The following is a 22,906-nucleotide window of genomic DNA, read 5'->3' as shown; positions in this document are numbered from 1 at the left end:
GGCCGGGCAGAACAACGAACTCTGTGTTTCTGTCTTACTCCCTTTTTAACTATTCATCACTATCTTCTTCATTATCTGAAGCACTCTCGATATCTTCATTCACTCTATCCATAAAATCTTGTCTAATATCAATACGATCATCATTTTTAGGAGACTCTACAGATTCCATTTCTGCATCACCTTCTGTATGAATCGCATTGCCTGGTGTCTGATCATCCACTACCTCTTCTACATCTGCTTTTTCAGCACTAGTGGTTTGTTGCGCTTCATCTACATTTTCTTCATTATCGTCTTCTTCTTTTACTTTAGCAACAGTAGAAACAAATTGGCCATCTCCGAGTTTCATAAGACGTACACCTTGTGCTGCACGTCCATTTTGAGAAATATCATGAACGTCAAGACGGATAATAACACCAGCGTTAGTTACAACCATTAAATCCTCTTCACCGGTCACAGTTGTGATACAAACGATGTTACCATTACGCTCAGTAATTGTCGCAGTTTTGATTCCTTTACCACCACGATTTGATAAACGATATTCGCTAACAGGTGTACGTTTACCGTAACCATTTTCAGTAACTACTAATACTTCATCTTCACTTTCTGAATCTGCAACATCAAGACCTACGACAGTATCCCCTTCACGTAGAGAAATACCTTTCACACCTGCTGCTGTACGGCCTAATGGACGTAATGTAGATTCAGAGAATCTAATTAATGATGCATGTGCAGTTCCAATAAGAATATCTTCATTACCTGTTGTTAGACGTACTGCAATTAATTCATCATCTTCTTTAAAGTTAATTGCAATTTTACCGTTTTTGTTAATACGGGAGAAGTTACTTAATGATGAACGTTTAACGATACCTTGTTTTGTCGCAAATACGAGATAATCTTCTTCACTTTCAAGGTCTTTAACTGCAATCATCGTACTTATTGTTTCGTCATTTTCGAGTTCAATCGCATTGATAATAGGTATACCTTTGGATTGACGTGACAACTCAGGAACTTCATAACCTTTGAGTTTATATACACGACCTTTATTTGTAAAGAACAGAACATGATCATGTGTACTCATTGTTACCAATTGACTAACGAAGTCCTCATCCAACGTGTTCATACCTTGTATGCCACGACCACCACGATTTTGAGAACGATATGTAGATACTGGTAAACGTTTAATATAGTTATTATGACTTAATGTAATAACGATTTGTTCTTCAGGGATTAAGTCTTCATCTTCAAGATCTTCTAGACCACCTAATTGAATTTCAGTGCGACGTTCATCACCGAAACGTTCTTTAATTTCAGTCAATTCATCACGAACTAATTGTAATAACACTTCTTCATCAGCTAAAATCTCTTCTAACTCTTTAATATATTCTAGAAGTTCATTATACTCAGATTCTATTTTATCTCTTTCTAATCCAGTTAAACGTCTTAAACGCATATCTAAAATTGCTTGAGCTTGACGTTCAGTAAGTTTAAAACGCTCTTGTAAACTTGCCATCGCAATTTTATCAGTGTCCGATTCACGAATTGTTGTGATAATTTCATCGATATGATCTAGTGCTATTCGTAAACCTTCTAGAATATGTGCACGGTCTCTTGCTTTTTTAAGATTATATTCAGTACGTCGTCTAACCACTGTTTTTTGGTGCTCTAAGTAATGAATAAGTGCTTCTTTTAAATTGATTAGTTTAGGTCTACCATTCACTAAAGCAATCATATTCACACCAAATGATGTTTGTAATGGCGTTTGTTTATATAAATTATTTAAAATAACACTCGCATTTGCATCTTTACGTACATCAATAACTACTCTTACACCTGTACGCAAACTTGTTTCATCACGTAAATCTGTAATACCGTCGATTTTCTTATCTCTAACTAACTCTGCGATTTTTTCAATCATACGTGCTTTATTGACTTGGAAAGGTATTTCCGTTACGACAATACGTTGACGGCCACCACCACGTTCTTCTATTTCAGCACGAGAACGCATTTGAATTGACCCACGACCTGTTTCATAAGCTCGACGAATACCACTTTTACCTAGTACTAGACCAGCTGTAGGAAAATCAGGACCTTGGATGTCTTCCATCAGCTCATTAATTGTGATGTCTGGATTCTTACTTAAACTGAGCACACCATCAATAACTTCAGTTAAATTGTGGGGAGGAATATTTGTAGCCATACCTACGGCAATTCCTGCCGCACCATTCACTAATAAGTTAGGGAAACGTGCAGGTAAGACTGACGGCTCTCTTTCATTACCATCATAGTTGTCAATAAAATCAATTGTGTCTTTGTTGATATCTCGTAAAAGTTCTAATGTTATTTTAGTCATACGTGCTTCGGTATAACGCATTGCGGCTGCACCGTCACCATCCATAGAGCCAAAGTTACCTTGACCATCTACAAGTGGATAACGATAACTAAAGTCTTGGGCCATTCTTACCATTGCTTCATAAATTGAAGAATCACCATGAGGGTGATATTTACCCATCACATCCCCGACTATACGTGCAGATTTCTTATACGGTTTATCGGGCGTCATACCTTGTTCATTTAAACCATAAAGAATACGACGATGTACTGGCTTTAATCCGTCTCTAACATCAGGTAATGCACGAGAAACGATAACACTCATAGCATAGTCTAAGAATGATTCACGCATTTCACTGGTTATATTTCGTTCATTAATTCTTGATTGAGGTAATTCAGCCATCAAGAGATCCTCCTTCAAAAGTTCAGTTCATAGTGTCTAGAAATCTAGGTTGGCATAAACTGCATTGTCTTCGATAAATTGTCTGCGATTTTCTACTACATCGCCCATTAACATTTCAAATGTTTGGTCTGCATCAATTGCATCTTCAAGTCTCACTTGCAACATAGAGCGATGTTCAGGATTCATAGTCGTTTCCCATAATTGGTCTGCGTTCATTTCACCAAGACCTTTGTAACGTGCAATTGACCATTTTGGTGACGGGTTTAATTCTTGTTTCAACTTGTCTAGTTCTCTATCGTTAAATACATAATATTTTTGTTTTCCTTGCGTTAGTTTATATAAAGGCGGCTGAGCAATATAAACATAGCCCGCTTCAATTAAAGGTCTCATGAAACGATAGAAGAATGTAAGTAATAACGTACGTATATGTGCACCATCAACATCGGCATCAGTCATGATTACGATTTTATGATAACGTGCTTTTGATATATCGAATTCTCCTCCAATACCCGTACCAAATGCAGTAATCATTTGACGAATTTCGTTATTGTTTAAGATACGATCTAAACGTGCTTTTTCCACATTCAAAATTTTACCTCTTAAAGGTAAAATGGCTTGTGTTCTTGAATCACGACCAGATTTAGTAGACCCCCCGGCAGAGTCACCTTCTACCAAGAAAATTTCACTTTCTTCAGGGTTCTTACTAGAACAATCTGCCAATTTACCTGGTAAGCTTGAAACGTCTAATGCTGATTTACGACGCGTAACTTCACGTGCTTTTTTGGCAGCTACACGTGCGCGTGAAGCCATAATACCCTTCTCAACAATAATACGTCCTACAGACGGATTCTCATATAAGAAACGTTCAAAGTGTTCAGAAAATAATCTATCAACAACTTGACGTACTTCAGAGTTTCCTAATTTTGTTTTAGTTTGTCCTTCAAACTGAGGATCGCCATGTTTAATTGATACGACTGCTGTTAAACCTTCCCGTGTATCTTCACCTGAAAGTCTATCTTTATCCTCTTTAATAATCTTATTTTGTGTTCCATAGCTATTTAAAACGCGTGTTAAAGCACGTTTAAAGCCATCTTCATGCGTACCACCCTCGTATGTATGAATATTATTCGCATACGTTAATAAGTTGGTTGCATATCCACTGTTATATTGAAGTGCAATTTCTACTTCAATATCATCTTTAGACTGATGGATATATATAGGTTCATCGTGAAGAGGTTCTTTATTCTCATTCAATAAATCTACATAGGATTTAATCCCGCCTTCATAATGATATGAGTCTTCTCTAACTTCCTCTTCCCTTTCATCTTTTAAAGTAATTTGAATACCTTTATTTAAGAAAGCAAGCTCACGTATACGCTTTTGAAGTGTTTCATAGTTATAAACTGTTGTTTCTGTAAAGATTTCTTTATCGGCTTTGAATCGAATAGCTGTACCTGTTTTATCTGTATCGCCAATTTCTTTAAGATCAAATTGTGGCACACCTTGTTTATAGGCTTGATGATAAATCGTGCCATTACGATGTACATAAACTTCAAGATCTTGTGAGAGAGCATTAACAACTGAAGATCCAACACCGTGAAGACCGCCAGATACTTTGTATCCGCCACCTCCGAATTTACCTCCAGCGTGAAGTACAGTTAAGATAACTTCGACAGCAGGGCGTCCCATCTTTTCTTGAATATCAACAGGAATACCACGGCCATTGTCAGTAACTTTAATCCAATTGTCTTTCTCAATTATAACTTCAATATGACTAGCATAACCTGCTAATGCCTCGTCAATACTATTATCAACAATTTCCCATACTAAATGGTGCAACCCTCTTTCTGAAGTTGAACCAATATACATACCTGGTCTTTTACGAACCGCTTCGAGACCTTCTAAAACTTGTATCTGTCCAGCACCATAATTATCTGTGTTGTTTACATCTGACAATGTATTCACCATCACTTTCTCGTTACTTTAGTAATTCACCTTGACTAATACGGTATAACTTAGCGTTATTCATTATTTCATGATCTATTCCTTCAACTGACGTTGTTGTCACAAATGTTTGTACTTTATGTTGAATCGTACTTAACAAATGAGTTTGACGTGAATCATCAAGCTCACTCAAGACATCATCTAAAAGTAAGATTGGATATTCTCCTACTTCAATATTCATTAATTCAATTTCTGCCAACTTAATTGATAGCGCAGTTGTACGTTGCTGACCTTGTGAACCATACGTTTGAGCATCCATGCCATTTACATTGAAACTTAAGTCATCACGATGTGGGCCATAGAGACATACACCTCGTTCTTTCTCTCTTTGTAAATTGTCATTTAACAATGCTAATACTTCTTCAATTAACTCAGATTGATTAGCTTCATAATTACTTAACTTCAAACTTGGAACATAATCGAGTGTCAGTGTCTCTCGATGATTTGTAATACCTGCATGAATGGGTTGTGCAAGTGTTTCTAATTCCTTTATAAAGTGCTCTCGACGTAACGTAACCTTCAGTGCATATTCAGCAAATTGTTGGTTTAAGACTTCTAGCATTGTTGTATCTGTCTTCTGCCCAATTTGTAACTGTTTAAGGTAATTGTTCTTTTGCTTTAGAATACGCTGATATTGAGCTAAATCATTCAAATAGACAGCAGATATTTGTCCTAACTCCATATCTATGAACCGTCGACGTATTTGTGGTGAACCTTTAACGATATTTAAATCTTCAGGCGCAAATAAGACGACATTTAAATGTCCAATATATTGAGTTAGTCTGCTTTGTTCAAGATGATTCACTTTAACTTGCTTACCTTTTTTAGTTATAAACATCGTAAGCGGCATCGTGCCATGTCTATAACTTAGCTCACCCTCTATTTTAGCATAATCAGAATTGAAACGTATGAGTTCCTTATCATTTGACGTACGATGACTTTTAGCAAGCGCTAAGGTATAAATTGATTCAAGTAAATTTGTCTTTCCTTGTGCGTTCTCACCAATAAGGATATTCACTTCAGGATGACAATCTAATGTCACCTGTTCATAGTTACGATAATTCTCTAATTGGAGTGTATTAAGTTTCATTGTTCACCTTGATGGATGATTAAAAAGGAACCCGTATCTTCAGGGATATCTGTAATATCAATGCGGTCGTTGTGTTCTAATTTTTTGCCACGTCTTGTTTCACGTTGTCCATTAATTAAAACCTCAAAATCCTGTAGAAACCATTTGGCTTGTCCACCTGATTCTATGATTCCTTCAGTTTTAAGAAATTGACCTAAAGTGATATTTCCTTCTACAACAACTTCTTGAACCAAAATTTCTCACTCCATTTCTGTATGTGTCATTAATATATTATACCGTTTTTTACTTTGAATTTCATTTAAAATAAAGAATGAAATCGTTTACTTTGATATATATTTTATTTTATCAAAAGCTGCTACAAATTTTATAATTTACTTACAATCATTTTAGAAACTTACACTGAATTTTAATTTTAAAGGGGTTTTTAGCACACTTTTTCCACAAGGGTAATTGAATACTCAAATATATTTATTATTGCTATGAAAAGCGCTCAGTACATTTAAAATTAATTTTACATTCACGATAATTATCTCATTCGTCTATATTAAGTTTTGAATGTTTGAAATGAGGTTTGGTATCAATATAAAAGAGCCTATGCGACAAATGCACAGGCTTCTTTGTATAAGAGATTTAGCAATCTAATACGATTATAATTTTAATTTTTATTAATATGTTCTAATAGGCAGAATTAATTGCGTTACAGAATCATCATCTTTTGGTTTTAAGATAAATGGTTTCATTGTACCAAAGAATTCTACTTCTACTTCATCATTATCAATGGCTTTTAAAGCATCCATCATGTATTTTGAGTTGAAAGAAATTTTCAAGTTTCCGCCTTCTACATCATTAGCGTTAACTTCTTCTTTAACAGTACCAATTTCAGGAGAAGTAGATGAAAGTTCAACTAATTCATTACCTGTACTTAATTTAATAACATTATTTCCACCTTCTCGTGCTAATAAAGATGCACGATCAATTGCATGATAAAAGTCTCCATTGTTAATTCCTAATTTAATCTCATAATTTTCTGGGAATAAACGTGTCGTATCTGGATAATGACCTTCAAGTAAACGTGAGATGAAATTAATATTCCCCACTCTGAATAACACTTGGTTAGAAGCAAAGAAAATATCAATATCTTCGTCGCTGTCACTCATAATTTTGTTTAATTCAGATAAAGCTTTACCAGGAATGATGACATTTTTATTTTCTGATTCATCTTCTAACTGTAATTTTCTTACAGCTAAGCGGTGTGAATCTGTTGCTGTGCATATTAATTCATTATCTTGTATAAGCCAGTTTACACCAGTAAGTACTGGTCGTGTTTCTGAGGTGGACACTGCAAAATTAGTTTGTGCAATGATATTTTTTAGTACCTTAACAGACAATTGAATAGCGTCATCTCGTGATACCTCAGGTAATAATGGATATTGATCAGGATCTAAACCACTTAAGTTAAATTCTGAATGACCTGATGTGATTAATGTTTGGAATTGTTCATTAGTTGATAATTTAACTTCTTTTCCAGGAAGTTTTTTAATAATATCAACGAAGAAACGACCAGGAAGTACAACTGATCCTGTTTCTGTAATTTCAACAATTTCTTCACCATCAACTTGTTTTGGAATAGTGATTTCTATTGATATTTCTGAATCTGACCCAGTTAAAATGACTTCATTATCTTTAGCATCAATTTTGATACCTGTTAAAATCGGTAAAGTTGTTCTAGGTGAGATAGCTTTTAATGTGTCGTTAAGTTGATTAATAAAATAATCTCTTTTGATTGTGAATTCCATCATTAAATTTAAACTCCTTCCAGTCGTTTATATATAATTATATAGGTTTTAAAATCATAGTAATAGTAGTAGGCATTGTGGATTGGTGGATAAGTCTAAAAAACTTACGGATAGCACAGTTATACACATGTGGATAAACTGTGTATGTTGTGTATTAATTTTTCACATTATCCACAATTGCTATTGTTATTCAGAGGGACAACTACCCATCTTTTTAAGTTTTTGGGAATTGATTTACTTAGTAATTATTCCCTAAAAGACCGTTTACAATCTGCTAATTTTCAATTTATTCAATATTGATTGATTTATTTCCCATTACTGATTTCTAATTTCTTTTTCTAAGTTTTCTACTTCTTGCTTAAATGTAGGATCAGACTTGATATCATTTGCAATCTTTTCATGGGCATGGATAACTGTTGTATGATCGCGACCTCCAAATTCTTCACCTATCTTAGGTAATGAAAAATCAGTTAATTCTCTAGATAGATACATAGCTATTTGTCGTGGGTAAGCAATTGACTTTGTACGTTTTTTAGCACTAAAATCTTCAATTCTTACACTATAATATTGACCAACTACCTTTTGGATATCTTGAATTGTAATCTTTTTAGACTTAGGTGATTGAATGATATCTTTTAACGCTTCTGCGGTAAGTTCGGTTGTAATAGGTTTCCCTTGTAATTTTGAGTACGCTAAAAGTCGAGTTAATGCGCCTTCAAGTTCACGAATATTGGATTGAATTTGGTTGGCGATGTAATTCAATGCTTCTGACGGAATATCAAGATTTTCTTCTTCAATTTTCTTTTGTAATATTGCCATTCTTGTTTCGTAATCAGGTGGCGTGATATCAACTATTAGCCCCCACTCAAAACGAGAACGTAGACGGTCTTCTAGCTTAGCAATTTCTTTTGGTGGACGATCACTTGAAATAACGATTTGCTTATTATTTTGATGTAATTCATTAAAAGTATGGAAGAACTCCTCTTGCGTTTGTTCTTTATTTTGAATGAATTGAATATCATCAATTAATAAAACATCAATTTTACGATACTTTTCACGAAATGCTTCAGTTTCATTATCACGTATTGATTTAATAAATTCGTTTGTGAATTTCTCACTAGAAGTGTAAATGACTTTAGCATTAGGTTTGTTACTAAGAACATGATGTCCAATTGCATGCATTAAATGTGTTTTACCTAGACCTACGCCTCCATATATAAATAATGGATTATAAGCTTCTGCCGGTGCTTCTGCAACAGCTAAACTTGCAGCATGTGGGAAACGATTGCCAGGTCCAATGACAAATGTATCGAATGTATTGTGCATATTAAATTGTTCTTTTCCCCAAGTCTTATCATCTATAGAAGAATTTTGTACTTGGGGTTCTTGAACTTCTTGTGTATTTACATTGTTGTAGGATGCAAGTTCATCTTCAGAAATAAAATGTGGTTTCACTTCATAACCGATGACATCATAAATAATAGCCTGCATAATTTCTGAATATCGCTGATTAAGCCAACTCGCATTGAAAGGCAGACTTACTAATATAATGGCTTCGTCATTTTTAAGTGAGTAGAGTTGCGTATCTTTTATGAACGTTTGATAACTAGTGTTTGAAATTCTTTCCTGGGCAATTTCTAAAACTTTATCCCAAATTTCTTTCTCTGACATAAATAACTCCATCTTTCTTAAAATTTTAGACTTATACACAGAAATAACATAGGTGGATAAAAATAATCACAGTATGTTAATAATTATCCACAAGTTAATCACAATCAGTGGATAACTTAAACATAACTATGATTTATGCACACCATTTATGTATATAAATTTAATAAATAAATCCTTATAAAATCATAATTTGAACGACTTATCCACATAATTATACTTTTTAACTCCAAGTGATGTCAAATGGCTGTGAATATGTTGTTAAATTTTGAATAACTGTGTGTATAGCGCATATGTTATCCACAGTTTTTGAGAGAATTTCTGTGTATAAGTGGATAACTTCAAATAAGCGTCACAATTTCTTTTTTTACTTTGGGAAATAATTTATATGGATTGTATGAACTATGTATATGACAAATTATTATTAAAATTGGTAATAATTTGATGAAGAAAAAAGATTTCTTATATTAAATCACAACAAGTGATTTTCAATCGTTATATTCGTAAATTCATCTTGCTTTATAAAAGGTATTTTGTTATATTGTAGTAGTTGCTTGAATTATGACTAGATAATAATAAGCTATAGAACAAATTTCTTAATAGCAGACACAATAAGAGAGCAATTGCTCAGATGAAGTATGTTAGTAATTGAAGCTAATATATACTTCGTTAATTTATCTATTTATATGAACCAATTTCTAGGTAGGAAGTTGGAAATATTGGTAATTGAATTCAGATGGAGGTGTTTTGCATGGTAAAACGTACTTATCAACCAAATAAACGTAAACATAGTAAAGTTCATGGTTTCAGAAAACGCATGAGCACTAAAAATGGCCGCAAAGTTTTAGCGCGTCGTCGTCGTAAAGGCCGTAAAGTTTTATCTGCATAAGATCACTGAATCATCAGTGGTCTTTTTTTTGTTTAAATAATAAAATGATATTTAAGTATTGTTCTGATATCATTTTCAAAATAATATATGCGTATGTTTTGTTAATAGATAATTGTTACTATTAAAATGAATAGATTAGAATAAGCGAGTGATGTTTAATGGAAAAAGCATATCGTATTAAGAGAAATTCAGACTTTCAAGCGATATACAAGAATGGGAAGTCTGTTGCAAATAGACAATTTGTTGTCTATACCTATAAAAATAGAGATTTAAAACATTTTCGCTTAGGAATAAGTGTCTCAAAAAAACTGGGGAACGCTGTTACAAGAAATAGAATTAAAAGAGCAATAAGAGAGAATTTTAAAGTGCATAAGCAAAATATTATCGCTAAAGATATTATAGTTATAGCGAGGCAACCAGCAAAAGATATGAATACACTAGAGATTCAAAGTAGTTTAGAGCATGTGCTTAAAATTGCAAAAGTGTTTAATAAAAAGATCAAGTAGGGCAGGGGACTTAGACGAACCGAAGTCTAACGTCACACAAACCGAAGGCTTACATCTTAATGTTGAACAATTTATTAGCTTTTTTAAAAGAAACAAATTACAATGTTATAATGAATTTTTACATTAATAAGGAGGCGAGACTCTTATGGATTTTGATACGATTACAAGTATTTCAACACCTATGGGTGAAGGTGCTATTGGAATTGTGAGATTATCTGGGCCACAAGCTATTGAAATCGGAGACATCTTATATAAAGGAAAGAAAAAGTTATCTGAAGTTGAGACGCATACAATAAATTACGGTCATATTATTGATCCAGAAACAAATGAAACAGTTGAAGAAGTTATGGTGTCTGTTTTACGTGCCCCTAAAACTTTCACACGAGAAGATATTATTGAGATAAATTGCCATGGTGGTATTTTAACAATTAATCGTATATTAGAGTTAACTATGACTTATGGTGCACGTATGGCAGAACCAGGTGAATATACAAAACGTGCATTTTTAAATGGTCGTATAGATTTATCTCAAGCAGAAGCGGTTATGGATTTTATACGTTCCAAAACTGATCGAGCTTCTAAGGTTGCGATGAATCAAATAGAAGGACGTTTAAGTGATTTAATTAAGAAACAACGTCAATCCATATTAGAGATACTCGCCCAAGTTGAAGTTAACATTGATTATCCAGAGTATGATGATGTAGAAGACGCAACGACAGACTTCTTACTAGAACAGTCTAAGCGTATTAAAGAAGAAATCAATCGATTACTTGAAACAGGTGCACAAGGTAAAATAATGAGAGAAGGGTTATCTACTGTTATTGTAGGACGTCCTAATGTTGGGAAGTCTTCGATGCTAAATAACCTTATTCAAGATAATAAAGCAATTGTGACTGAGGTCGCTGGTACAACAAGAGACGTGTTAGAAGAATATGTCAATGTTAGAGGTGTCCCATTACGACTTGTAGATACTGCGGGTATTAGAGATACTGAAGATATCGTAGAGAAGATTGGTGTAGAACGTTCTAGGAAAGCTTTAAGTGAAGCAGATTTAATTTTATTTGTGCTTAATAACAATGAACCTCTGACGGAAGATGATCAAACTTTATTCGAAGTCATTAAAAATGAGGATGTTATTGTAATCATTAATAAAACAGATTTAGAGCAACGATTAGATGTTAGCGAACTAAGAGAGATGATTGGTGATATGCCACTTATACAAACATCGATGCTTAAACAAGAAGGTATTGATGAATTAGAAATACAAATTAAAGATTTATTCTTTGGTGGCGAAGTACAAAATCAAGATATGACTTATGTATCGAATTCACGTCACATTTCATTGTTGAAACAAGCGAGACAATCAATTCAAGATGCGATTGATGCTGCTGAGTCTGGTATCCCAATGGATATGGTGCAGATTGATTTAACACGTACTTGGGAAATTCTAGGAGAAATAATTGGAGAATCAGCGAGCGATGAATTAATAGATCAACTATTTAGTCAATTTTGTTTAGGAAAATAATGATATAAAAATATAAACTAGACGGTAAGACGTCTACAATTCAAGATTTTAAGACTTTTGGGAGGTAAAATAGTGGTTCAAGAATATGATGTAGTAGTCATTGGTGCTGGTCACGCCGGTATTGAAGCAGGTCTAGCTTCAGCTCGTCGGGGTGCTAAAACGCTGATGTTAACAATTAATTTAGATAATATTGCTTTCATGCCATGTAATCCATCTGTAGGTGGTCCTGCGAAAGGAATCGTTGTACGTGAAATAGACGCTTTAGGTGGACAAATGGCAAAAACTATTGATAAAACGCACATTCAAATGCGTATGCTTAATACAGGGAAAGGTCCAGCTGTTAGAGCTTTACGTGCTCAAGCAGATAAAGTATTATATCAACAAGAAATGAAGCGTGTACTTGAGAATGAGGATAATTTAGACATCATGCAAGGTATGGTTGATGAACTCATTATAGAAGATAATGAAGTTAAAGGTGTTCGTACTAACATTGGTACAGAATATCGTTCTAAAGCTGTCATTATTACAACTGGTACATTCTTACGTGGAGAAATTATACTAGGAAACTTAAAATATTCTAGTGGTCCTAACCATCAATTACCATCTGTAACGCTAGCGGATAATTTAAGAAAATTAGGATTTGATATCGTTAGATTTAAAACGGGTACGCCACCTCGTGTAAATGCGAGAACCATCGATTATTCTAAAACTGAAATCCAACCAGGTGATGATATAGGTCGTGCGTTTAGTTTTGAAACAACCGAATTTATTTTAGATCAATTACCTTGTTGGTTAACTTATACAAATGGAGATACACATCAAGTCATTGATGATAACTTACATTTATCTGCTATGTATTCCGGTATGATTAAAGGTACAGGGCCTAGATATTGTCCATCAATTGAGGATAAATTTGTTCGCTTTAACGATAAACCAAGACATCAACTTTTCCTAGAACCTGAAGGACGTAATACGAATGAGGTATACGTGCAAGGATTATCTACTAGTTTACCTGAACATGTTCAACGTCAAATGTTAGAAACCATTCCAGGTCTTGAAAAAGCAGATATGATGCGTGCAGGTTATGCTATTGAATATGATGCAATCGTACCTACTCAATTATGGCCAACGTTAGAAACAAAAGCGATCAAAAACTTGTATACCGCTGGTCAGATTAATGGAACATCAGGATATGAAGAAGCAGCGGGACAAGGTATTATGGCAGGTATTAACGCTGCTGGTAATGTTTTAGGTACAGGTAAAAAAATACTCAGTCGTTCAGACGCATATATTGGTGTACTTATAGATGATTTAGTCACTAAGGGTACAAATGAACCGTATCGATTATTAACTTCACGTGCGGAATATCGATTATTATTACGTCATGATAATGCTGATTTACGTCTCACTGATATGGGGTATGAGTTAGGCTTAATATCAGAAGAACGCTATGCAAGATTTAATGAAAAGCGTCAACAAATCAAAGATGAAATACAACGACTTACCGATGTACGTATTAAACCAAATGAACATACGCAAGCAATTATTGAAGCTAAGGGTGGTTCAAGATTAAAAGATGGTATATTAGCGATTGATTTATTACGTCGTCCGGAAATGAACTACGAAACAATTTTAGAAATCTTAGAAGAATCACATCAACTTCCTGAAGCGGTTGAGGAGCAAGTTGAAATTCAAACAAAATATGAAGGTTATATCAATAAATCTTTACAACAAGTAGAAAAAGTTAAAAGAATGGAAGCGAAAAAAATTCCTGAGGATTTAGATTATAGCAAGGTAGATAGTTTAGCATCTGAAGCACGCGAAAAGTTAGCTGAAGTTAAACCATTAAATATTGCACAGGCTTCACGAATTTCAGGTGTGAATCCAGCAGATATCTCAATTCTACTTGTTTATTTAGAACAAGGTAAGCTTCAAAGGGTGAAACAATAATGAGTATTGAATGGTTATCAGAGAAATTAAGCGAGCAAGGCATAGAACTATCTAATACACAAAAAGAGCAATTTCAAAAATATTATCAATTACTTGTTGAATGGAACAAAAAAATGAATTTGACAAGTATTACTGATGAACATGATGTTTATTTAAAACATTTTTATGATTCAATAGCGCCCAGTTTTTATTATGATTTTAACGGTCAATTAAGTCTTTGTGATATCGGTGCTGGTGCAGGTTTTCCAAGTATACCTTTAAAGATAGTATATCCTGAGTTAAAAGTGACGATTGTAGATTCTCTAAATAAAAGAATACAATTTCTAAATCATTTAGCTGCAGAACTAGGTCTTGAAGATGTTAGTTTTGTGCATGATCGAGCAGAAACATACGGCAAGGGTGTCTACAGGGAGTCTTATGATATTGTTACAGCTCGTGCAGTAGCGAGATTGACTGTCTTAAGTGAGCTGTGCTTACCTTTAGTAAAAAAAGGTGGACAGTTCCTTGCACTTAAATCTTCAAAGGGTAAAGAAGAATTGCAAGAAGCGACGTTTGCTATTAATATTTTAGGCGGTAATGTGAAAGATACTTATACTTTTGAATTACCTGAAAATGCCGGTGAGCGACAAATGATTATTATTGATAAACGTAGACAGACATCAAAAAAATACCCAAGAAAACCAGGTACGCCAAACAAATCTCCACTAGTTGAAAGTTAAGACATCATAGTATGATAAATAATTGAGAGGGAGAGAATGGATAATGAAGAAACCTTTTTCAAAATTATTTGGTTTAAAAAATAAAGATGACATCATTGGTTATACTGAAGAAGAACGTAATAATAATGTAGAATCCATTCATATTGAACGTATCGTACCCAATCGTTATCAACCTAGACAAGTATTTGAGCCAAATAAGATTAAAGAATTAGCAGAGTCTATTGAAGAGCATGGGTTATTACAGCCTATAGTTGTACGTCCAATTGAAGAAGATATGTTCGAAATTATAGCCGGCGAACGACGATTTAGAGCATTACAGTCGTTGCATAAACCTCAAGTAGATGTCATTGTTCGAGATATGGATGATGAAGAAACAGCGGTAGTTGCATTGATTGAAAATATTCAACGTGAAAACTTATCTGTCGTCGAAGAAGCGGAAGCTTATAAAAAGTTACTTGAAATCGGGGAAACGACTCAAAATGAATTAGCAAAAAGTCTAGGCAAAAGCCAAAGCTTCATTGCTAATAAACTTAGATTATTGAAGTTAGCACCCAATGTGATTAAGAGATTACGTGAAGGTAAGATTACAGAAAGACATGCACGAGCGGTATTAGTATTACCTGATGAAACACAAGAAGAATTAATCGAACAAGTTATTAGTCAGAAGTTGAATGTGAAACAAACTGAGGATAGAGTACGTCAGAAAACTGGACCAGAGAAAGTAAAAGCGCAGACTTTCCAATTTTCTCAAGATGTAACACAAGCAAAAGAAGAACTAGGTAAGAGTATTGAAACGATAGAAAAATCAGGTATACGCGTTGAACAAAAAGATAAAGAACATGAAGATTATTATGAAATTAAAATAAAGATATATAAGAAATAATTATAAGAGTTTGGTACATATTGTGATGATGTATCAGGCTCTTTTTTATCGTATTACAGTGCATTATCTTTGATATTATAACGGTAAAAAATTCTGTGTAATAAAATATCTAAATAGCAAATATCAACATTAATGATCATATTAAATGTACCTAATAACATCTTAACCATAGCAAAGATAACTTGTATTGTGTCACTCAATGAAAGCGTGATTATAGTAGATAAACTTATAATATTTTAATTGATAAAAAGTGACTTTAAAATGTTTTACGTGAAACAAAAATTGTTATTATTTAGAAAATTAGGTGATTTAAACAATATATTTACAACAATTGATTTACGCTATAAACTAAAAGTAAACGATACGTTTCGTTTAATAAATATGGATGAGAAGGGTTATTGTGTTTGGTATATCAATTTCTAGTGCTATACTACATTTCGTTATCGGAGGATTTGCTGTTGCACTTGCATCAATTATGGCTGATAAAGTAGGAGGGAAATTAGGTGGTATTATTGCCACTATGCCGGCAGTCTACCTTGCAGCTATTATAGCGTTAGCTATAGACCATAAAGGACAGCAACTCATTCAAATGTCAATTCATTTAAGTACAGGAGCGATTGTTGGGATTGTCTCATGTATTGTAACAGTGTTCTTTACTTCAATTTTTATTGGTAAGAAAAATTATAGGAGTGGAACAGTATTTGCAATTCTTTGCTGGTTTGTGATTTCTGTTGCGATTTTCTTAGTCAGACATATTTAAATTGGAGGATTAAAAATGAAGTTAGCAATTATTAAATTTTCAGTTGGTGGTTTAGCTGTTTTAATTAGTTATATTGTTTCTGTCGTGCTTCCATGGAAGGAATTTGGAGGTATATTTGCAACCTTTCCTGCAGTGTTTTTAGTTTCAATGTGTATTACTGGGATGCAATTTGGCAATGAAGTAGCTATGCATGTGAGCAGAGGTGCAGTCTTTGGCATGATAGGAGTTTTATGTAGTATACTAGCAACCTGGGGATTACTACAAGCTACACATATGTGGCTATTGAGCATTATTGGTGGTTTTGTAGCTTGGTTTGTAAGTGCATTGATTATTTTTGAAATTGTGGAATTCATCGCACATAAAAGAAGGGATAAACATGGCTGGAAGACCAAAAGATCCAACAATCAATAAAAAAATTTATACTGAGATTCAACGTTTATTGGAAACGACTCATTTTAGAGATATTACTATAGATCAAATTTCTGAGAATACTGGTATTTCTAAAGCAACTATTTATAGACGTTGGAAGGATAAATCTTCAATTATCATGTCTGCGTTTATTGAACAATCTCAATATATTGTGATTCATAATCAAGATAATTTATATGATGATTTATTCCAGTTTTTAGTAAAAATAAAAGATATCTATAAAACAAAACTAGGTAGTGCTGTGATTGAAATATTAATTAGTCATCAACAAATGGAAGCTAGAGAAACTTTTATGACTAATTACTTTAATCATAATCGCAAAGTTTTAAAAGAGATTGTTCGTAAGCATATAAAAGAGGAAGAACAAGATTTGTTTATCGATTTAATCTTCTCACCCATCTATTTTAATATATTAATTAAACCTGAAACTCTCGATGAAAATTACATTAAAAAGATGTTGAATCAAGTTCTACGTATATATCATTGATATGAAAAACGCTTCTTTCGAGGAGCGTTTTTTGTATTTCATGTAACAGGTTAGCCTAAGGTCAGTCTATTAAAACCCTTAACCATAATATGTCAAAGCATTTTGACAATGATAAGAGTGACATCGTAAAAACTATTTGATAGCTTTTGTAGAGAAAACTTGATTTGATTTAATAATAATATTAAATGATTTCAAATCATAATTAAGGAGTTTAACGTAATGAATGTTAGCAATCAAATCAAAAAATTTAGAGAAAGAGATGGGTATTCACAAGAATTTTTGGCTGAGAAAATGTTTGTTTCAAGACAAACCATTTCAAATTGGGAAAATGATAAAAGTTATCCGGATATTCATAATTTACTTATTATGTGTCAACTCTTCAAGGTATCTCTAGACGAACTGGTGGAGGATGATTTGAAAAACGTGCAAATCAAAAACATTAAAAAAGAATTAGACTTTTGGACATGGATGATGATAATTCCAATGGTATTGGGGAGTGTTCTCATAGGTCCTATGATTCATTACTTTCATTGGTTAGGAATAGGAATAACATATTTAGTATTTTTAATAGGTATCATTGCTTCTACAAAATTAGAAAAAATTAAAATAAAAAATGATATTGAAACATACGACAGGATATTAGCGTTTATTAATGGTAAAGATCCTAAAGAGGTGCAGAAAAGTAAGTTTAGATATATATGGACATCTTTAATTTCTTTTATTTTCTTTGTTGGTGTGATCATCGGTATAAGTTACTTAAGTATCATTTTAACTGATTATTTTTTATAAAAATCAAAAAGAGAATAGACTGGATGTCTATTGAATTTGACACCCAGCCTACTCTAAGAATGATTATTTATTGCTTTGTCCACTCATAATAATAATGGGAAATATGAAACAACACATAATACAAATCATTATGATTATTGTTTTCATAAATATTTCCTTACATAGTTTTTATTGCACTTAATAGCAGCGTTTAGCTATTCATTCCACCTATCATACCTGATCCTATTAATATGATGAGTGCAACGATTCCTAATATCATAGATGTTTTTTTAGATAATCGACTTGTTGAGTAATAGACAACACCTGTTAAAAAGGCTTTTAAAAGATTAGTTAAACTGAAAGCCATGAGTGTTTTATTATCCTTTGAAAAAATGTTTAAGCTATCAAGCTTATAATCTGTTATCTTTAGTCCAAAAACTATTTGAATTAAAGAAATAATAGTTGTAAATCCTAAAATAATGATTGAATAAGAGAGTGCAGCTGAGAATAAACTGCTCGCTTTGGCATCTGATTTAAATATTTTAGAAATAACTAAAAAGATTAAAAATACTACAACAACACTAAAGATTGTTCCTATGAAAGCACCTATAGTTGTAGTCATACGAAACATATTTTCATCCATTTGGCTATTAGCTATCGATTGGTTATCTAATAGATCATTGCTAGTATTATATGTGATGAAAGCGCTAATAATAGCTAATACTATCATTATGATTGATTTAAGTATCCATTTTGGCTGATGTCTTAGTTTGTTAAAATGATTAACAAATGGAATACTTGAGTTCTGAATATCATTTTCTTTTAATTCCTGTGTACTCATGTAATATATCTCCTTTACTTATTTAGGTTAGTTTGATGGTAACATTTTATTACATAATATAAAATGTAAAATCCTTAAATTTAATTAAATATAATTACTAATACTAATTTAAAGACAAAATGATTGCTACTATATTAAAAATTATAAGATTTAGTGATTTTTCTACATATAAAAGATTAATAATTTTACAAGTGTGTTATCATTTTCTTGTGAATCTATTACACAAGGAGAATATATATGAATAAAAAACTATTGTGGAGCATCATTGGTATTGTAATTATTGTCGTATTAATCATTGCTGCTTTTATATTAAAACAAGTTAATGGTTCAGGTAGTAAAGATAGTAAGGCTTACGATACATATACAGTAAGAAAAGAGACACCTATTAGTTTAGAAGGCAAAGCGTCTCCAGAATCTGTGAAAACTTATAATAATAATCAATCTGTGGGTAATTTCTTAAGTGTTTCAGTACAAGATGGTCAAACAGTTAAACAGGGTGAACGTATCATCAATTATGATACAAATGGGAATAAACGCCAACAACTAGTGAACAAAGTGAATCAAGCACAATCTCAAGTTAATGATGATTATCAAAAAGTAAATCAAAGTCCTAACAATAATCAATTACAAGTTAAATTGACTCAAGATCAAAGTGCTTTAAATGAAGCTCAGCAGTCATTGTCACAATATGACAGACAACTCAATGACAGCATGAATGCATCATTCGATGGTAAAATCAATATTAAAAATGATTCAGATGTAGGTGAAGGGCAACCTATTTTGCAATTAATTTCTTCAAATCCTCAAATTAACGCAACAATCACAGAGTTTGATATTAATAAAATTAAAGAAGGCGATGAAGTAGATGTCACTGTAAATAGCACAGGTAAAAAAGGAAAAGGCAAAATCCTTAAAATAGACGAACTTCCTACAAGCTATGATACAAGTGACGATAGTGCAGCATCATCGGCACAATCAGGGGCACAAGGTGATAGTGAAGAAGGAACTGAAATGACGGCATCTAATCCTACAATTAATCAGCCAACAGGTGGTAAAAGTGGCGAAACATCAAAATATAAAGTTATTATTGGTGATTTAGATATACCCGTGAGATCTGGCTTCTCTATGGATGCTAAAATCCCTCTTAAAACTAAAAAGTTACCAAATAACGTGTTAACAAAAGATAATAACGTATTTGTCGTTGATAAGAATAATAAAGTTCACAAACGTGAAATTAAAATAGAACGTAATAATGGTGAAATCATTGTGAAAAAAGGATTGAAATCTGGCGATAAAGTCATTAAAAAACCAAAAGGTAATTTAAATGATGGAGAAAAAGTAGAGGTGTCATCATGATTGAATTGAGAAAAATCAATCGACACTTTAAAAATGGAAATGAATCAAATCATATTTTAAAAGACATAGATATTCATATTGATGAAGGTGAATTTATTGCTATCATGGGTCCGTCTGGTTCAGGTAAAAGTACGTTAATTAATATCTTGGGATTTATTGATCGTGGTTATGAAGGAGAATACTTTTTTAACAATGAGAATTATCAAAAAAGCTCAGATAATAAGCTCGCAGAAATTCGAAATCATACTGTAGGTTTCGTCTTTCAGAATTTTAAATTGATTCAAAATAACACTATTTTAGAAAATGTAAGTATTCCGCTAATTTATAATGGTTTGAGTAATAAAGCGAGAAAAAGCAAAGTTTTAGACGGACTTCATGACGTCGGTCTCAAAGGTAAAGAGCATCTCTTACCAAATAAATTGTCAGGAGGGCAACAACAACGTGTAGCTATTGCCCGGGCAATTATTAATGACCCTAAGTTTATTATTGCCGATGAACCTACTGGCGCTCTTGATTCGAAGACATCTCAAGATATTATGGATCTTTTCGTAAAACTGAACAAAGAACAGAATACAACTATTATTATGGTAACGCATGATCGTGAAGTGGCGGAAAAAGCTGATCGTATTATCCATATTTTGGATGGACGTGTGCAAGAGGAAGAGGTGTTGACACGTGAGTAACTTTTCAAATGTCATATCAGTTGCTATTCGTTCCATTTTAAAAAACAAACGACGTAATATCTTTACGATGATTGGAATCATTATTGGTATCGCATCAGTAATTACTATCATGTCGTTGGGAAATGGTTTTAAGAAGTCAACGACTGAGCAATTCAATAATGCTGGAGCTGGTAAAAATCAAGCTTCAATTTCCTACATGACAGAAAATATGGATGCACCTAAAAACAATCCATTTAAGCTAGAGGATATGAGTGTTGTTGAACAGGTTAATGGTGTTAAGAGTGCTAAAGTAAAAGAGGATAAAGATAGCACATATTCAGTCAAAATTACGAATACACATGGCAGTAGTGATGCTAGTTTAAAAAAGGTTGATAAACTGACAGATGTAGATGAAGGAAAAGGATTTACGAATGATGATAATGAAGTGCTAGAAAAAGTAGCCGTTATAGATAAAAAAATTGCTAAAAAAGTATTTAATAATCATGCAATGGGTCAATCTATCTATGTAAATGGAGAAGGGTTTAAAGTCGTAGGCGTCTCTGATAGCTCAGAAGTTGATGAAAGTGGGATGCCTATTGAGTCATTAATTCAAATACCTACAAAAACATTTAATAAATATATGGGCAATTTGACACAAGGTATGCCTCAATTATTAGTTACAGTTGAAAAAGGTTCAGATAAGAAAGACGTAGGTAAAAAGGTCGAAAAAGCGTTGAATAAAAAAGGAACTGGCGTATCTGAAGGTCAATATAGTTATGAAGATAATGAAGCGGTGATGAAAACGATAGGTTCAGTCTTAGACACGATTACTTACTTTGTCGCTGCTGTTGCGGGAATATCACTCTTTATTGCAGGTATTGGTGTGATGAATGTCATGTATATTTCAGTCACTGAACGAACAGAAGAGATTGCAATTCGTCGTGCATTTGGCGCTAAAGGTCGAGATATTGAAATACAATTCTTAGTAGAAAGTGTTGTGTTATGTCTCATAGGTGGTATCATCGGATTAATTCTAGGTATTATTATTGCTACATTGATTGATCTCGTGACACCTGAAATGGTTAAGAGTTCCGTCAGTCTAGGTTCCGTCATCCTAGCTGTAGGTGTATCAACATTGATAGGCATCATTTTCGGTTGGATACCCGCACGTTCAGCTTCTAAAAAAGAATTAATTGATATTATTAAATAATTTATAACATAGAATGGTTTATCGTAAGGTACCATATGGTCGAAATTCTTGTTAACACAGCTATTAGTGTTTATACTGTTGCATTATATTACTTAATGGTTAAGTACACACGATAATTTGAGAGCATAGTAGTTATTAGCCTTTATCACCTATACCCCCTCACTGTTTCAAGTAGAGGGGGTTAATGTATACATGAATACTTATTTTTGACTATCTATCGGTCAGTTGAAGAATGCAAAAAATTTAATTTTCATGAATTGAATAAAAAGATAAAAGTAGTGTATGTATTAACTAAAATTAGCACAAGCTTTAATTAATTCGTAATATGAATTTAAAAAATAGATATGGAAATATAAAGTGATTAAATATTATATTCGTAATTAATTATTAGAAAATATTGATATAGATTAAATTTCTATAGAAGGGTATTTATAATTATTTTCAGGAAAAATAAAAAAGCTAATGTAGTTAGATTACTATCAGCGCACGAATAGTGGTTGATCAATAGAAAAAATTATAGATGAAAAGTAAACCATCCGTTTGTACGGGTGGTTTTGATTTTGTGAGGTAAAAACTCATTATTGTAGGATATACAAGAGTATTGTCTATCGAGCAAAATATAGAAAGGTCAT

Annotated in this window: 20 protein-coding genes; 13 read left to right on the top strand and 7 right to left on the bottom strand. The window is 32.9% G+C overall.

The genetic code is table 11. The features are described 5' to 3' along the window. Positions 1-49: 49 nt before the first annotated feature. The 6 genes from gyrA to dnaA form a co-directional block, all read right to left on the bottom strand. Positions 50-2,731 (bottom strand): DNA gyrase subunit A, encoded by a 2,682-nt coding sequence (gene gyrA / locus ACVBFA_RS02215; RefSeq protein ID WP_126122275.1) that lies wholly within the window; start codon positions 2,729-2,731, stop codon positions 50-52. A 36-nt stretch (positions 2,732-2,767) separates the two neighbouring features. Next, positions 2,768-4,699 (bottom strand): DNA topoisomerase (ATP-hydrolyzing) subunit B, encoded by a 1,932-nt coding sequence (gyrB, locus tag ACVBFA_RS02210; protein WP_126122276.1) that lies wholly within the window; start codon positions 4,697-4,699, stop codon positions 2,768-2,770. 10 nt (positions 4,700-4,709) lie between these two features. Next, on the bottom strand, positions 4,710-5,825 hold the full coding sequence (gene recF, locus ACVBFA_RS02205; protein WP_002458520.1) for a DNA replication/repair protein RecF: 1,116 nt from the start codon (positions 5,823-5,825) through the stop codon (positions 4,710-4,712). Continuing rightward, positions 5,822-6,058 (bottom strand): S4 domain-containing protein YaaA, encoded by a 237-nt coding sequence (gene yaaA / locus ACVBFA_RS02200; protein ID WP_001831806.1) that lies wholly within the window; start codon positions 6,056-6,058, stop codon positions 5,822-5,824. Before yaaA ends, recF begins: the two co-directional genes overlap by 4 nt. Before the next feature lie 432 nt (positions 6,059-6,490). Beyond that, complete coding sequence (gene dnaN / locus ACVBFA_RS02195) at positions 6,491-7,624, bottom strand: DNA polymerase III subunit beta (RefSeq protein WP_002447644.1); 1,134 nt, start codon at positions 7,622-7,624, stop codon at positions 6,491-6,493. 312 nt (positions 7,625-7,936) lie between these two features. Continuing rightward, entirely contained in the window at positions 7,937-9,292 is a 1,356-nt protein-coding gene (gene dnaA / locus ACVBFA_RS02190) for a chromosomal replication initiator protein DnaA (protein ID WP_002496908.1), read from the bottom strand. 748 nt (positions 9,293-10,040) lie between these two features. Here dnaA and rpmH point away from each other — a divergent pair. The 10 genes from rpmH to ACVBFA_RS02140 all read left to right on the top strand — a co-directional run bounded on the left by rpmH (position 10,041) and on the right by ACVBFA_RS02140 (position 18,226). Further along, entirely contained in the window at positions 10,041-10,178 is a 138-nt protein-coding gene (rpmH, locus tag ACVBFA_RS02185) for a 50S ribosomal protein L34 (RefSeq protein ID WP_000240855.1), read from the top strand. Positions 10,179-10,336: 158 nt separating this feature from the next. Next, positions 10,337-10,684: a ribonuclease P protein component gene (rnpA, locus tag ACVBFA_RS02180; protein WP_001832522.1), complete on the top strand. Its 348-nt coding sequence runs from the start codon at positions 10,337-10,339 to the stop codon at positions 10,682-10,684. A gap of 145 nt (positions 10,685-10,829) precedes the next feature. Beyond that, complete coding sequence (mnmE, locus tag ACVBFA_RS02175; protein ID WP_002447646.1) at positions 10,830-12,209, top strand: tRNA uridine-5-carboxymethylaminomethyl(34) synthesis GTPase MnmE; 1,380 nt, start codon at positions 10,830-10,832, stop codon at positions 12,207-12,209. A gap of 72 nt (positions 12,210-12,281) precedes the next feature. Continuing rightward, complete coding sequence (gene mnmG / locus ACVBFA_RS02170; protein ID WP_002470718.1) at positions 12,282-14,159, top strand: tRNA uridine-5-carboxymethylaminomethyl(34) synthesis enzyme MnmG; 1,878 nt, start codon at positions 12,282-12,284, stop codon at positions 14,157-14,159. Then, positions 14,159-14,878, top strand: a complete 720-nt coding sequence (rsmG, locus tag ACVBFA_RS02165; RefSeq protein ID WP_002458523.1) for a 16S rRNA (guanine(527)-N(7))-methyltransferase RsmG — start codon at positions 14,159-14,161, stop codon at positions 14,876-14,878. The genes mnmG and rsmG overlap by 1 nt, the downstream gene beginning before the upstream one ends. A gap of 43 nt (positions 14,879-14,921) precedes the next feature. Beyond that, positions 14,922-15,761 (top strand): nucleoid occlusion protein, encoded by an 840-nt coding sequence (gene noc, locus ACVBFA_RS02160; RefSeq protein WP_002447649.1) that lies wholly within the window; start codon positions 14,922-14,924, stop codon positions 15,759-15,761. 400 nt (positions 15,762-16,161) lie between these two features. Continuing rightward, positions 16,162-16,521, top strand: coding sequence for a DUF3147 family protein (locus ACVBFA_RS02155; RefSeq protein ID WP_001831810.1), 360 nt, complete (start codon positions 16,162-16,164; stop codon positions 16,519-16,521). Between the two features lie 15 nt (positions 16,522-16,536). Next, entirely contained in the window at positions 16,537-16,932 is a 396-nt protein-coding gene (locus tag ACVBFA_RS02150) for a DUF3147 family protein (RefSeq protein ID WP_001831775.1), read from the top strand. Beyond that, the gene (locus ACVBFA_RS02145; RefSeq protein WP_002447651.1) at positions 16,898-17,437 is read left to right on the top strand and encodes a TetR/AcrR family transcriptional regulator; all 540 of its coding nucleotides are present in this window, start codon (positions 16,898-16,900) and stop codon (positions 17,435-17,437) included. Before ACVBFA_RS02150 ends, ACVBFA_RS02145 begins: the two co-directional genes overlap by 35 nt. A gap of 219 nt (positions 17,438-17,656) precedes the next feature. Next, complete coding sequence (locus ACVBFA_RS02140) at positions 17,657-18,226, top strand: helix-turn-helix transcriptional regulator (RefSeq protein ID WP_002447652.1); 570 nt, start codon at positions 17,657-17,659, stop codon at positions 18,224-18,226. Positions 18,227-18,416: 190 nt separating this feature from the next. Here the strand turns inward: ACVBFA_RS02140 and ACVBFA_RS02135 are convergent, their stop codons facing one another. Then, positions 18,417-19,046 carry a YIP1 family protein gene (locus tag ACVBFA_RS02135; protein WP_002447653.1) on the bottom strand — a complete coding sequence of 210 codons (630 nt, stop codon included), beginning with the start codon at positions 19,044-19,046 and terminating at the stop codon, positions 18,417-18,419. 237 nt (positions 19,047-19,283) lie between these two features. Here ACVBFA_RS02135 and ACVBFA_RS02130 point away from each other — a divergent pair, with 237 nt between their 5' ends. The 3 genes from ACVBFA_RS02130 to ACVBFA_RS02120 are packed head-to-tail and all read left to right on the top strand — an operon-like array spanning position 19,284 to position 22,274. Then, positions 19,284-20,402, top strand: a complete 1,119-nt coding sequence (locus ACVBFA_RS02130) for an efflux RND transporter periplasmic adaptor subunit (protein ID WP_002501618.1) — start codon at positions 19,284-19,286, stop codon at positions 20,400-20,402. After that, on the top strand, positions 20,399-21,085 hold the full coding sequence (locus ACVBFA_RS02125; RefSeq protein WP_070845767.1) for an ABC transporter ATP-binding protein: 687 nt from the start codon (positions 20,399-20,401) through the stop codon (positions 21,083-21,085). The genes ACVBFA_RS02130 and ACVBFA_RS02125 overlap by 4 nt, the downstream gene beginning before the upstream one ends. After that, positions 21,078-22,274: an ABC transporter permease gene (locus ACVBFA_RS02120; RefSeq protein WP_126122278.1), complete on the top strand. Its 1,197-nt coding sequence runs from the start codon at positions 21,078-21,080 to the stop codon at positions 22,272-22,274. The genes ACVBFA_RS02125 and ACVBFA_RS02120 overlap by 8 nt, the downstream gene beginning before the upstream one ends. The last annotated feature ends 632 nt before the right edge of the window (positions 22,275-22,906 follow it).

Source organism: Staphylococcus sp. MSU001 (assembly GCF_052976705.1).
Note: the sequence above shows the minus strand (reverse complement) of the source record. Positions and strands in the feature narration are given on the sequence as shown.

Excerpts from the sequence above, each read along its gene's own strand:
- gyrA (WP_126122275.1), bottom strand. The coding sequence starts at position 2,731 with ATGGCTGAATTACCTCAATCAAGAATTAATGAACGAAATATAACCAGT.
- gyrB (WP_126122276.1), bottom strand. The coding sequence starts at position 4,699 with ATGGTGAATACATTGTCAGATGTAAACAACACAGATAATTATGGTGCT.
- recF (WP_002458520.1), bottom strand. The coding sequence starts at position 5,825 with ATGAAACTTAATACACTCCAATTAGAGAATTATCGTAACTATGAACAG.
- dnaN (WP_002447644.1), bottom strand. The coding sequence starts at position 7,624 with ATGATGGAATTCACAATCAAAAGAGATTATTTTATTAATCAACTTAAC.
- dnaA (WP_002496908.1), bottom strand. The coding sequence starts at position 9,292 with ATGTCAGAGAAAGAAATTTGGGATAAAGTTTTAGAAATTGCCCAGGAA.
- rpmH (WP_000240855.1), top strand. The coding sequence starts at position 10,041 with ATGGTAAAACGTACTTATCAACCAAATAAACGTAAACATAGTAAAGTT.
- rnpA (WP_001832522.1), top strand. The coding sequence starts at position 10,337 with ATGGAAAAAGCATATCGTATTAAGAGAAATTCAGACTTTCAAGCGATA.
- mnmE (WP_002447646.1), top strand. The coding sequence starts at position 10,830 with ATGGATTTTGATACGATTACAAGTATTTCAACACCTATGGGTGAAGGT.
- rsmG (WP_002458523.1), top strand. The coding sequence starts at position 14,159 with ATGAGTATTGAATGGTTATCAGAGAAATTAAGCGAGCAAGGCATAGAA.
- noc (WP_002447649.1), top strand. The coding sequence starts at position 14,922 with ATGAAGAAACCTTTTTCAAAATTATTTGGTTTAAAAAATAAAGATGAC.
- ACVBFA_RS02150 (WP_001831775.1), top strand. The coding sequence starts at position 16,537 with ATGAAGTTAGCAATTATTAAATTTTCAGTTGGTGGTTTAGCTGTTTTA.
- ACVBFA_RS02145 (WP_002447651.1), top strand. The coding sequence starts at position 16,898 with ATGGCTGGAAGACCAAAAGATCCAACAATCAATAAAAAAATTTATACT.
- ACVBFA_RS02140 (WP_002447652.1), top strand. The coding sequence starts at position 17,657 with ATGAATGTTAGCAATCAAATCAAAAAATTTAGAGAAAGAGATGGGTAT.
- ACVBFA_RS02135 (WP_002447653.1), bottom strand. The coding sequence starts at position 19,046 with ATGAGTACACAGGAATTAAAAGAAAATGATATTCAGAACTCAAGTATT.
- ACVBFA_RS02130 (WP_002501618.1), top strand. The coding sequence starts at position 19,284 with ATGAATAAAAAACTATTGTGGAGCATCATTGGTATTGTAATTATTGTC.
- ACVBFA_RS02125 (WP_070845767.1), top strand. The coding sequence starts at position 20,399 with ATGATTGAATTGAGAAAAATCAATCGACACTTTAAAAATGGAAATGAA.